Annotated in this window: 12 protein-coding genes and 1 pseudogene; 7 read left to right on the top strand and 6 right to left on the bottom strand. The window is 75.1% G+C overall.

Annotation, left to right across the window (positions count from 1 at the left end; all coding sequences use genetic code 11):
• On the top strand, window positions 1–947 hold a 947-nt coding region (locus tag ABD254_RS18300; RefSeq protein ID WP_344250154.1), incomplete at its 5' end, for a M24 family metallopeptidase.
• On the opposite strand, the gene ABD254_RS18295 is transcribed toward ABD254_RS18300, so the two are convergent.
• Entirely contained in the window at window positions 948–1,793 is an 846-nt protein-coding gene (locus tag ABD254_RS18295; RefSeq protein WP_344250610.1) for a siderophore-interacting protein, read from the bottom strand.
• A gap of 98 nt (window positions 1,794–1,891) precedes the next feature.
• On the opposite strand from ABD254_RS18295, the gene ABD254_RS18290 reads away from it, so the two are divergent.
• The 3 genes from ABD254_RS18290 to ABD254_RS18280 are packed head-to-tail and all read left to right on the top strand — an operon-like array spanning window position 1,892 to window position 3,624.
• Window positions 1,892–2,722, top strand: a complete 831-nt coding sequence (locus tag ABD254_RS18290) for a DUF2599 domain-containing protein (protein WP_344250153.1) — start codon at window positions 1,892–1,894, stop codon at window positions 2,720–2,722.
• 30 nt (window positions 2,723–2,752) lie between these two features.
• Window positions 2,753–3,124, top strand: coding sequence for an ArsR/SmtB family transcription factor (locus ABD254_RS18285; protein WP_344250152.1), 372 nt, complete (start codon window positions 2,753–2,755; stop codon window positions 3,122–3,124).
• Entirely contained in the window at window positions 3,121–3,624 is a 504-nt protein-coding gene (locus ABD254_RS18280; RefSeq protein ID WP_344250150.1) for an SRPBCC family protein, read from the top strand. Before ABD254_RS18285 ends, ABD254_RS18280 begins: the two co-directional genes overlap by 4 nt.
• 96 nt (window positions 3,625–3,720) lie before the next feature.
• On the opposite strand, the gene ABD254_RS18275 is transcribed toward ABD254_RS18280, so the two are convergent.
• The gene (locus tag ABD254_RS18275) at window positions 3,721–4,488 is read right to left on the bottom strand and encodes an SDR family NAD(P)-dependent oxidoreductase (RefSeq protein WP_344250148.1); all 768 of its coding nucleotides are present in this window, start codon (window positions 4,486–4,488) and stop codon (window positions 3,721–3,723) included.
• A 173-nt stretch (window positions 4,489–4,661) separates the two neighbouring features.
• Window positions 4,662–5,669, bottom strand: coding sequence for an NAD-dependent epimerase/dehydratase family protein (locus tag ABD254_RS18270; protein WP_344250147.1), 1,008 nt, complete (start codon window positions 5,667–5,669; stop codon window positions 4,662–4,664).
• Between the two features lie 155 nt (window positions 5,670–5,824).
• Between ABD254_RS18270 and ABD254_RS18265 the strand changes: the two genes are divergently transcribed.
• Window positions 5,825–6,400 (top strand): HD domain-containing protein, encoded by a 576-nt coding sequence (locus ABD254_RS18265; protein ID WP_344250145.1) that lies wholly within the window; start codon window positions 5,825–5,827, stop codon window positions 6,398–6,400.
• Between the two features lie 109 nt (window positions 6,401–6,509).
• Window positions 6,510–8,624: an HNH endonuclease signature motif containing protein gene (locus tag ABD254_RS18260; RefSeq protein ID WP_344250143.1), complete on the top strand. Its 2,115-nt coding sequence runs from the start codon at window positions 6,510–6,512 to the stop codon at window positions 8,622–8,624.
• Between the two features lie 13 nt (window positions 8,625–8,637).
• On the opposite strand, the gene ABD254_RS18255 is transcribed toward ABD254_RS18260, so the two are convergent.
• Complete coding sequence (locus ABD254_RS18255) at window positions 8,638–9,660, bottom strand: DUF2804 domain-containing protein (protein WP_344250142.1); 1,023 nt, start codon at window positions 9,658–9,660, stop codon at window positions 8,638–8,640.
• 30 nt (window positions 9,661–9,690) lie between these two features.
• The gene (locus ABD254_RS18250; RefSeq protein WP_344250141.1) at window positions 9,691–10,422 is read right to left on the bottom strand and encodes a dienelactone hydrolase family protein; all 732 of its coding nucleotides are present in this window, start codon (window positions 10,420–10,422) and stop codon (window positions 9,691–9,693) included.
• A gap of 187 nt (window positions 10,423–10,609) precedes the next feature.
• Between ABD254_RS18250 and ABD254_RS18245 the strand changes: the two genes are divergently transcribed.
• A complete protein-coding gene (locus ABD254_RS18245; RefSeq protein ID WP_344250140.1) occupies window positions 10,610–11,086 on the top strand; it encodes a GNAT family N-acetyltransferase in 477 nt (158 codons plus the stop codon).
• Here the strand turns inward: ABD254_RS18245 and ABD254_RS18240 are convergent.
• Window positions 11,070–11,257 (bottom strand): annotated as a pseudogene (locus tag ABD254_RS18240) (MFS transporter); the annotation flags it as partial. The gene ABD254_RS18245 and the pseudogene ABD254_RS18240 sit on opposite strands and share 17 nt — an antisense overlap.

Raw genomic sequence — 11,257 nt, 5'->3', positions numbered from 1 at the left:
TCGTCCCGCGCCTGGAGGCGCACGACCTGGAGGTCGGCGCGGTGGGCGGGATCGAGGCCGTGGCGTGGTCGGACGGCGAGGACGAGCACGCGGTCACGGCCCGCCTGCTGCGGCCCGAGGGGCGGTACGGCATCAGCGACACCGCGTGGGCGCTGCACGTGCTGGGGCTGCAGCGCACGCTCCCGGCGTCGTCGTACGTCGCGGTCACGACGGCGCTGCCGATGCTGCGCGCGACCAAGTCGCCCGAGGAGGTCGCGCGCCTGGCCGCGGCCGGGGCGGGCGCGGACGCCGTCTTCGCCGAGATCGTCACCCGGCCGTTCGCCGGGCGCCGCGAGCGCGACGTCGCCGCCGACCTCGACGCGCTGCTGCGCGACCACGGGCACGAGCAGGTGGACTTCACGCTCGTGTGCGCGGGCGAGAACGGCGCCGACCCGCACCACGACGCCGGCGACCGCGTCATCGCGGCCGGCGACATGGTGGTCATGGACTTCGGCGGGCTCGCCGACGGGTACGGCTCGGACACCACCCGCACGGTGCACGTCGGCGAGGTCACCGCCCGCGAGCAGGAGGTGCACGACGTCGTGCGGGTGGCCCAGCAGGCCGGCGTCGACGCCGTGCGGCCCGGCGCGACCTGCCAGGACGTGGACCGGGCGTCCCGCGCGGTGATCGACGACGCGGGTTACGGCGAGTTCTTCGTGCACCGCACCGGGCACGGGATCGGCCTGACGACGCACGAGCCGCCGTACCTGGTCGAGGGCGAGGAGGCGCCGGTCTCGGCCGGCATGTGCTTCTCGGTCGAGCCGGGGATCTACCTGCCCGGCGAGTTCGGCGTGCGGATCGAGGACATCGTCGTCGCGTTCCCTGCCGGCGTGCCCGGGCTCGACGACTCCCCCGAGGCCGCCGTGCGCCTCAACACCTCCCCGCACGAGGTCGTGCTGGTGGAGTGATCAGCTCGGCGACGCCTTGCCGTGCCGCCAGTAGCCGACGAAGTCGACGTGCGCCTTCGACCACCCGCGATCGTCCACGAGGTGGCGTCGCACCCCCGCGGCGAGCGCCTGCTCCCCGGAGACGAGGGCGTACCCGGTGCCGTGCGGGAGCTCGGCCTCCCGCACGACGGCGAGGGCCGCGCGGCCCGGAACCTCGGCGAGCGCCGGGTCCGCGGCCGCGGCCCGGTCGCGCTCGACCCACCGGAGGTCGACCCCGGCGGGCACCCGGAAGTCCTGGCGGTCGTCGGCGGTGGGGACCTCGACGACGGCGACGCCGCGCGCGTCGTCGGGCAGGGACTCGCAGATGCCCGCGACGGCGGGCAGGGCGCTCTCGTCGGCGACGAGCAGCGTCCACTCGTGCTCGGGGCGCGGGCGGAAGTAGGCGCCCTGGTCGAGGATCCCGACGCGGTCGCCGGGCTGCGCGGTGGCGGCGAAGGTGGCGCCAGGCCCCATCGGGTCGTCGTCACGTCCCTCGTGCCCGTGGATCACGAAGTCGACGTCGATCTCCCGCAGCTCGGGCCGGGAGGCCCGGATCGTGTAGTTGCGCACGAGCGGGCGGCGGGACCGCGGCGTCGCGAGGTACTGCGCGTACCAGCCGTAGTTGGAGGTCCGCGTGGGCAGCTTGAGCGCCTCCTGGCCGGGCCGGGGCAGGAAGAGGCGGAACCACTGGTCGTCGCCGACCAGGGTGAGGCGCTCGATGTCCTTGATGCCGAGGGTGACGCGCCGCAGGTGGTGACCGACCTGCTTGGTCGACACCACCTCGGCGACGAGGACGTGGGGGTCGACCGGTTTGCGGAGGGCGTGCATGCTCACGGGAGTGAGGTTAGGCGAACCTCACCTGATTGGCCAGGCCCTGGTCCGGGATCGCCCGGCGCCACGGCCGTGCCGTGCCGGAGACTGTCCTCGTGCCCCGACGTCACACCGCTTCCCTCCCCGTGCCCGCCGCGCTGCCGGCCGTGACCGTCGCGGCGCTGCTGTGCCTCGGCGCCTGCGCCGGCGGCGGCGACACCGCACCCCCGCCGACCCCGTCCGCCGCCACCGCGCCCACCGCGTCCGCCGATCCCGGGGCATCGGCCTCGGCGTCGGCCGCGCCCCTGAGCGTCGAGGTGTCGTCGGGGCAGGTCACGCTGGTGATCACGGTCCCGGGGGCGGCGATCGACGCCCCGCACGTCGCGGTGTCCGACGACCCGGCTGACGCCACGCGGACGATCACACTCGACCTCGCCGGGCTCCCGGCCGACGACCCGCCCACCGTGACCCTCGCGGCGCCGCGCGGCACGCTCGGGCGGAACGGCGACGGCAGCCTCACGGTGCTCGACGCCGACGACGATCCCGTCGGCGGGCTGAGCGCGCCGACCGGGGCGCGCTTCGTCGTCGACGGCGAGGCGGTCGAGGTGCGGCCGGCCGGCGGGGACGACGGGGACGGCCCCGGCGAGGCGGCCACGACGCTGGGTACCGCAGGCGTCGCGAGCGCCGACTGGGGCGAGCGCGAGGGCGGCCGCTCGCTCGCCGTCGACGCCACGGGCTGGGCGCGCTCCGCCGGCGAGGCCGGCGTCGACGTCGTGTGGGCCGAGCTCGTGGCCGCCGAACCCGAGGTGGACACCGCGACCATGCGCGACCAGCTCGCCTGCCACGCGATCGGCGCCCCGGACAAGGCCACATGGAACCTGGAGCCCTGGCGCCCCGACGTCGGGCTGCTCGCCACGATGGCCGCGCGCTGCAACCCGACCCCTTGACGTATTCCTATATCGGTATACGTTGGTCCTGTGGCACGAGCAGCGACGACGACGGACGCGTTCAACGCGGTGGCCGAGCCCCGGCGCCGCGAGATCCTCGACGCCCTCGCCGGGCGCGAGCTCAGCGTCGGTGAGCTCGTCGAGCTGCTGCACGTCGCCCAGCCCGTGGTCTCCAAGCACCTCAAGGTGCTGCGAGAGGTCGGGCTGGTCGAGGTCCGCGACGACGGACGTCGTCGCCTCTACCGCGTCGACGGCCGGCCCCTGCGCGAGGTCCACGCGTGGGCCGGCCGGTACGAGCGGCTGTGGGAGGAACGGTTCGCCATGGTCGACGACGTGCTCGCCGAGCTGGTCGACGAGGGCGCCACCGACGCAGGAACACCCGACCGAAGGAGAAGGTCATGACCAGCACCACCACGAAGGGCACCGCCGTCCTGACGCTGCCGAACGACACCGACATCCAGGTCACGCGCGAGTTCGCCGCGCCGGCCGCCGTCGTCTGGCGGGTGTTCACCGAGCCCGAGCTGATCGCCCGCTGGTGGGCCGGCCAGCACGGCACGGTGATGAGCATCGACATCGACCCGCGGCCGGGCGGCACCTACCGGTACGTCATGGAGGCGAACGAGGGGTTCGAGGTCGCGTTCCACGGCGAGTTCCAGGAGGTGGCGCCCCCGGAGCGCCTCGTCCACACGGAGGTCTACGAGGGCATGCCCGACGGTGAGGCCGCCGCGACGCTCAACACCTACACGTTCGTCGAGCAGGACGGTCGCACCACGCTCACGCTCGTGACGCGGGCGCCGAGCGTCGAGGTCCGCGACGCGATCGTGGACTCCGGCATGGAGGGCGGCCTCCAGGAGGGCTTCGACCTCGTCGACGAGCTCGCCGCCGGCCTCGCCGCTGGTTGAACCCCGCGTCGTCCCGAGCCTGTCGAAGGGTCGAGACCCGACGGCGGCCCCGCCCGGCGCGAGACCGAGCGAGGCCGCCGTCGAGCGTCTGGCCGCTCAGAGTGCGGTGTAGCCGCCGTCGACCAGCCAGTAGGCGCCCGTGACGAAGGACGCGTCGTCCGACAGGAGGAAGCGCACCACCCGGGCGACCTCCTCGGGCTCGCCGAGGCGACCCAGCGGGTGCTTGGCGACGAGCGCCTCGCGCGCCTCGGCCGGCAGGCTCGACTCGACCAGCGGCGTCTTGATGTACGCCGGCCCGACCGCGTTGATGCGCAGCCCCTGCGGGCCGTACTCTGCGGCGGCGTTCTTCGTGATGCCCACGACGCCGTGCTTGGCCGCCGTGTAGGCGCCGTTGCCGATCGCCGCGACCGTGCCGTGGATCGACGCCATGTTGACGATGGAGCTCTCGCCGGCGCCCTGCTCCAGCATCGCCGGGATCTGCGCGCGCATGCCGTAGAGCACCCCGTTGAGGTTGATGTCGATGACGCGGTCCCAGTCGTCGAGGTCCGTCTCGCCGGCCGGGGCCTGCTTGCCGCCGATGCCCGCGTTGTTCACGGCGTGGTGGAGGCCGCCGAACGTCGCCCTGGCGAAGTCGACCGCCTCGAACGCATCCTCCTTGACCGCGGTGTTCTGCTCGAACGGTGCGGCCTCGCCACCGGCCGCCGCGATCTCGTCCGCCACCCGCTGGGCCGCGTCGAGCCGGATGTCCGTGACCACGACCTTGGCGCCGTGCGCCGCGAGCTCCTTGCTCACCGCCTCGCCGATGCCCGAGCCGCCGCCCGTCACGAGCGCCACCTTGCCCTGGAAGCTGCCGCCTGTCGCCATGTCCGTTCTCTCCTTCGCACCACGTCCCGGCGGGCGGGGACGCGGGTGACGCGAGACGACGCCCAGAAGGGACGAACGACCGCCCGGCCGGCCCTGGTGGGGCCGGGGGCGCTGACCCTTCGACGCTAACCCCGCCCGAAGGGCGCGAGGCCGTCGTCGCGGGGTCTGACGCATCACACCTCGACGTCAGAACCCCGTCCGGGCCGGGCCAGGACCTCGGCCTCCTCGTCCGCGGTCAGCCCCGTCACGGCGGCGTCGGGCGTCGCCCGCAGCCATGCGAGCGTGTCGCGCGCGGTGTCGGCGACCGGACGGGGCGACAGCCCGGCGGCGAGCGCGGGCGCGGCGTCGTGCGCCGGCATCCCGTCGTACTCGGGGCGCGGGAGCCACAGCGGCAGCGACCGCTCCCCCGACCAGGGGCGCACGTCGGCCGCCTCGAGGCCCGATCGGTCCGCCCAGCGCCACCGGGGCTCCGCCCCGCAGCCGCGGGCCACCTCCGCGAGGATGGCGCCCACCGTCGACGCGGGCCCGACGCCGTCGAAGACGCCCTCGGTCCGCCTCTCCGCGAGGTCGACGATCCAGGCGGCCAGGTCGCGCACGTCGATCACCTGCATCGGGTCGGCCGGGTCGCCCGGCGCGAGCACGTCGCGCGCGCCGTCATCGAGCACGCGGCGCATCCGGGCGGGCCAGTAGGCGAACCGCCCGCTCGGGTCTCCGGGGCCGACGATCAGGCCCGGCCGGACGACGGCGGCGCTCGCCGCACCCTCGCGCACCAGGTTCTCGCACGCGACCTTCATCGCGCCGTACGCCTCGGGGCTCCCCGCACCGTCGACGTCGCCCCGCTCGGGCTCGCGCAGCCGCCCGGCGCCCGGACCTCCCGGGTCGGCGTCGTCCGCGTACACGTTGATCGTGGACACGAACACCCAGTGCGCGCCGGGCACCGCGGCCACCGCCTTGCGCACGTGCGAGGGGGTGCGCGACACGTCGACGACGGCGTCGAGCTCCTGGGCCGCGAGCCCTTCCGGGAACGGGCCGTCGCGGTCGGCGGTCACGTGCCGCACGCCGTCCGGCGCGGCGCCCGAGCGCCCGCGGCTCACGGCCACCACCTCGTGCCCGCGCGCGGCGGCGTCCGCCGCGACCGCCTTGGACAGGAACACCGAACCACCCAGCACCAGCAGCCTCATGCCCTCACCCTGCCCCGTCCACGTCCTGCCTGTCGCGGACGTACGCCCGTGGCAGACACGCCGGCCGCACCGACCGCACCGACCGCAGCGACCGCACCGGCACCCGCGTCCGGGCAGCCCTACCGGCGGCCAGATGTCGGCGTATCGTCCGGGCCATGGCCCTCGAGCTGCCCGACTCCGCCCCCGTGCGCGCCGCGCTGGACGTCGTGACCCGGTTCTCGCCGCCCGCGCTCGCGCACCACGCTGTCCGGTCGACGCTGCTGGCGTCGGACCTCGGCCGCCGCCACGGGATCGACTTCGACGTCGACGTGCTCGCCGTCGCGGGCCTGCTTCACGACATCGGCCTGGTACGGGCCTTCGACGGTCACCACGAGCACTTCGAGGTCGCAGGCGGGAACGTCGCCTGGGTCCTGGCAGCCGGTGCGGGCTGGCCCGACGGGCGGCGCGACCGGACCGCCCGTGCGGTCGTCGACCACATGCTCGACGAGGACGACGTCCCCGTGGGCGAACGACCGGAGGGGCACCTCCTGGCCCGGGCGACGGGCGTGGACGTGTCGGGCCGGGGCGCCGAGCTGTGGCCGGCGGACGTGCTGGCCCAGGTGGAGCAGCGCTGGCCCCGGCTCGACTTCGCCGACGTCTTCGTCCCCTGCCTGCGCGACCAGGCCGCCCGCAAGCCGGACGGCGTCGTCGCGGCGTTCGTGGCGGGCGGAGGTGCCGACCGGGTCCGCTGAGCGCCGTCGGCACCTCGCCCCGTCGGCCCACCCGGCACACCCGCCACCGGGTCGGACCAGCGCTCCAGAGGTAGTCGAACATATGTTCGATTCTTGGTAGGATGAGGGTGTGACGACGACGCACCCCGACCCCGCCCACGACGCTTCCGTCGTGGCGGAGCGTGGCCTCGCATGGGCGCGCCGGGAGCTGCCACGGCTGACGTCGATCCCGCTGGCCGCGATACCCGGTGGGCACGAGCCCACGGTCGCCGAGATCCGCGCTCAGGCTGCGCGGGAGGCTCGCGCGGACGAGGAGGCCGCGGAAGCCGTGCTCGGTCACCGGTCCGCGAGTGCGCCCGACCCCGAGCCCACCTCCGGCGACCCCGCACCCGCCCTCACGTGCGCGACCGCGGCTCGCCCGACGATGGCGGACCTGGACACCGCGCTGGACGATCTCGCGCGGCTCGAGGCGCTGGTCGCCGCCCTGCACGGGCGCCGCGCCGAGGTCCTGGCCCACCTGTCCCGGCTGGCCGAGCTCCTGGAGTCCGACCTGGTGGACGAGGACGACCCGATCGTCCGGGTGGCGCCGAGCGCGCGGCGACTGGAGCTCGCCCGGCGCGCGGTCGTCGCCGAGGTCGCCACCACGCTGCGCATCGGCGAGCACGCCGCCGACACCCTGGCCGACCGTGCGGGCACCCTCGCCGCCAAGGCGCCGCGGACGCTTGCCGCCCTGCGTCGCGGCGAGCTCTCGTGGGCACACGCCACCCAGATCGCCAAGCACGTCGAGGACCTCGAGCCCGCCGAGGCCGGCCGTGTCGAGGAGGTCTCGCTGGTCGGCGCGGCGTCCTGTACGCCCACCCAGCTCGGCGCACGCGCCCGCCGGGTCCGAGAGGACGTGCATCCGGTGCCCGCGGACATCCGTCACGCCGAGGCCGCCGACCGGCGGGCCGTCTACCTCGACGACGGACGCGACGGCATGGCCTGGCTCACCGCACACCTGCCGGCACCCCTCGCCCACGGCATCGACGACCGCCTCACCCGGACCGCCCGCCGGCTGCGCGACGACGGCGACGAGCGCACCACCCAGCAGCTCCGCGCCGACGTCCTGTCCGCGCTCCTGCTCGACGACGGCACTCTCGACCTCGCCGCAGCAGCATCCGGCCACGACGCGTCGCAGCCTGGTGACGCCGCCACGCCGGGCAGCGCGTCGCCGGTCGGCCCTCCGACCGCCCAGAGGCTCGAGGACGCACGGTCCGGAGATCCGGAGAGAGCGGGCGATCCATCGGGCGGCGCACCCGGCGACCGGCGCAGCAAGGATCAGCCCGGCGACCGGCACTGCAAGGATCAGCCCGGCGACCGGCACAGCAAGGATCAGCCCGGCGGACAACGACCCGGTGACCCGCGCAGCGACGAACGGCCCGGTGCCGCACCTGTCGACGACCTCGGGCTCGGCGACCCGCTCCTCGAGCTGCTGTGCCGCCAGTCGGCCCTGGCCACCCTCGCCCGCTCGATCCGCCCGCAGGTGCACGTCACGGTCCCCGTGCTGACGCTGCTCGGCTGCTCGGAGGTTCCCGCGACTCTGGATGGACGCACGCCGATCGACGCCGAGACGGCGCGTCGGCTCGCCGCCCTCGCGCCATCGTTCCGGCGGATCCTCACCCACCCGGAGACGGGCGTCGTGCTCTCGGTCGGGCGCTCCACCTACGCGGTGCCCGCCGACCTCAAGGCGCTCGTCGCGGTTCGCGACCGCACCTGCCGCTTCCCCGGCTGCACCCGCCCCGCCGCCGGCACCGACCTCGACCACACGGTCGCCTGGGCCGATGGCGGCACGACGGCGGCGGTCAACCTGGCGCATCTGTGCCGTCGGCACCACGTCGCCAAGCACCAGACGCGCTGGCACGTCCGGCAGGTCCCCGACAACGCGACAGCACGCCCCGGCACGGACCGCACGGGACACCCCGGAAGCTCCACCGCCAGCACCAGCACCGGCACCGGCACCGGCGGAATCCTCGAGTGGACGTCGCCGACCGGCCGCGTCCACCGCACCAGCCCGGTCCGGCCCGACGCCACGGTCCACAGCACGCTTCCTCGCGGGCACGTCGTGCCGCTGGACGACCCCACCTCCGACGACAACGTCGACGCCGGCCACCACAGCGGCAACCTCGTCGGCGATACCGGCGTCGTCGACCGCGAGGCCGGCATGGTCAACGCCCGCGCCGAGCGGGACGCCACGCCGCCGTTCTGAGGTTCCGGCGCTGCTACCAGCGCTGCGCGACGTCCTCCGCCCAGCCGTCGAGTCCGGCGACGTCGAGACGCCCGCCGTCGACGGTCGTCACCCACCCCGACCAACGGCCGAAGCACTGGTGGGTGGATGACGCCACGATCCCGAGCTCGGTCCGGCTCGCACGGTCGTGACCGGGGGTGAACGTGAGGTCGAGCCGCGCGCCCCGCACCCGCCACGGCGCGAGGAGATCCTCGCGGTCGAGGGTCCACTCCAGCTCTTCGCCCACCTTGTGCAGACGGCCGTCGACGAAGACGCCGTTCTCGGTGGTGGGGCCCGGCCTCGTCCAGGTCCCGCCGAGCTGGACCCCCACGGTGTGTCGCGTGCCGTCGGCGGCGCGGCCGCCGTCGACGGCGAAGCCCACGCCCCACTGCCACGAGGCGCGGTAGGGCCAGCGCCCGCGGCCGTGGTCGAGGGTGGCCCACGAGCCGGCCGGCAGCTCCACCCGCGCGCCGTCGACGCTCAGCCAACCCGACGCCGGGCGCCCGACGTCCTTGACCGTGTACTGGAACCGCCGGTCCGACCACGGCACGACGACGGCGAGCAGCTCCCTGCCCTCAGGGCGCGCGACGAGCACGTCGAGCTCGACCCGGTCGGTGCGCGCGCGCAGGCGGGTGCCACCGGGCAGCTCGTCGACGGCGATCGCGACCTTGCGGGTCCGCGACCGCACCGGCCCTGCGCCCAGCCGGTGCGGCAGCACGGCCGACCCGCCCAGCGGGGCGATCGCGACCTCGTCCACCTCGACGCCGGAGCCACGGTCGAGCAGCCACACCTGGTGCAGCGCGGCATAGTCCAGCGCGGAGGTGGTGAGCGCGACGACGTGCTCCGGCGTCATCACCGCCCAGTACTCCCAGCGCTTGTTCCGCCCGAACCCGCGCCACCCCCGCCCGATGCCTGCCGTGTCGTGCCGCGGAGCGCGGCTCCAGCCGACGGCGTCGGGGTTCAGCCGACCGTCCGGCTCGCAGAGCGCGACGTCGTCGGTGATCTCGCGTTCGGTCACGGGGCGAGGGTAGCGCCGGGACAGCGAGCCTCAGCCGAGGTGCCGCGCGAAGAACCGCACGGTGCTGTCCACCTCGAGGCGGGGCATCGCCATGTGCCCGCCGGGGTTGGCGTGCAGCGTCTTGTCCTCCGAGCCGAGCGCGTCGAACAGCGCCAGCCCCTGCTCCCGCGGGATCCGCTCGTCGTCCCACTGCAGCAGGAACTCCACGGGGACGACGATCCGCCGCGCGTCGTCCGCGGACACCGACCCCCCGCCCAGCCCGAGCACCGCCGCGCGGACCCGCGGCTCGGCGGCGACGAACGGGACGCCGAGGCCGCAGCCCAGCGACACGCCCCAGTAGCCGACCGGTTCGCCACCCACGTGCTCGAGTCGCTGCACGGCGTCCAGCACGGCCCGCCACTCCGGCACGGTCCGGCGGGCGACGCGCGCCTGGAACGCGGCGACCAACGGGGCCAGGTCGGCTCCGGCGTCGACACGCTCCCGGTTCTGGGTCGCGATCCGGTCGAGCTCCTCGTCCTTCGGCCGGTCGCCGTGCCCCGGCACGTCGACGGCGACCGCGGCGAATCCGCACTCGGTCACGAACCGGAGCGCCCTGGCCACGATGCCCGGCGCCAACTTGTGCTGACCGCCGCCGTGGCCCATCAGGATCACGGGGCGAGGTCCGACCGCGGGCTCCGGCGTCCAGAGCACGCCGGGGACGTCGTCGAGGGTGAAGTGCTGTTCGCGGACGCCGTCCGACGACGTCTCAGAGGTGAGGCGCATGGCGCCACCTGCCTTTCGGGATGCCTTCTGCGGACGCTCCCTAGGCCGTGCGAGGGAGGGAGCCCCGACCTGTCGTGGTGGCGATCGGTCTCACCTCCTCGTCTCGTCACGGTGCACAGCGGTGCCGAACCTACTGGCGGGCACGAGCCGCCGCCAGCGTTTTGTCGCCGCTGGTAGGTTCGCGGCCGTGCCCGACTCCCCCGCCGCCCCCGTCACGTCCCGCGTCGCGTTCCGCCCCGCCGTCCGCGACGACCTCGCGCGCATCGTCGAGCTCATCGCCGACGACGCCGTCGCCGCGACCCGGACCGGCGCGTTCGGGCCCGCGCACGTCGCCGGGTTCGAGGCGATCGCGGCGAGCACGAACGACGAGCTGGTCGTCGCGGAGCTCGACGGCGAGGTCGTGGGGACGATGCAGCTGACGTTCGTCCCCGGCATCTCCCGCAACGGCGCCACGCGGCTGCTCGTCGAGGCCGTCCGGGTCGACGCCCGGCTGCGCGGCCGGGGCCTCGGCCGAGCGCTGATGGAGCACGCCCACGCGCGCGGGCGGGAGCGCGGTTGCGCCCTCGCCCAGCTCACGTCGGACAAGCAGCGGCCCGAGGCGCACCGGTTCTACCGGTCGCTCGGGTACGCCCAGTCGCACGAGGGGTTCAAGCTGCCCCTGTGACGGCCGGGCGGTCGCCGGCCGACCGCCGTGGGTCCCGGATCCCGACCAGGCTGACCAGGCCGCCCGCGCCGAACAGGACCGCGGTCACGACGAGCGACTGGTGGAACGAGTCGACGTCGAGGGTGCCGCCCACGATCACCCCGACGAACGCCACGGCGACCAGCCCGGCGA

This window comes from Isoptericola hypogeus (assembly GCF_039531145.1).
Lineage (GTDB): Bacteria > Actinomycetota > Actinomycetes > Actinomycetales > Cellulomonadaceae > Isoptericola > Isoptericola hypogeus.
The sequence above is the reverse complement of the archived record's forward strand: the minus strand, read 5'-3'. Positions and strand labels throughout refer to the sequence as shown.

What these genes read in the sequence shown, in the direction of transcription:
- ABD254_RS18295 (WP_344250610.1), bottom strand. Translation starts at nt 1,793, where the DNA reads ATGCACGCCCTCCGCAAACCGGTCGACCCCCACGTCCTCGTCGCCGAG.
- ABD254_RS18280 (WP_344250150.1), top strand. Translation starts at nt 3,121, where the DNA reads ATGACCAGCACCACCACGAAGGGCACCGCCGTCCTGACGCTGCCGAAC.
- ABD254_RS18275 (WP_344250148.1), bottom strand. Translation starts at nt 4,488, where the DNA reads ATGGCGACAGGCGGCAGCTTCCAGGGCAAGGTGGCGCTCGTGACGGGC.
- ABD254_RS18250 (WP_344250141.1), bottom strand. Translation starts at nt 10,422, where the DNA reads ATGCGCCTCACCTCTGAGACGTCGTCGGACGGCGTCCGCGAACAGCAC.
- ABD254_RS18270 (WP_344250147.1), bottom strand. Translation starts at nt 5,669, where the DNA reads ATGAGGCTGCTGGTGCTGGGTGGTTCGGTGTTCCTGTCCAAGGCGGTC.
- ABD254_RS18265 (WP_344250145.1), top strand. Translation starts at nt 5,825, where the DNA reads ATGGCCCTCGAGCTGCCCGACTCCGCCCCCGTGCGCGCCGCGCTGGAC.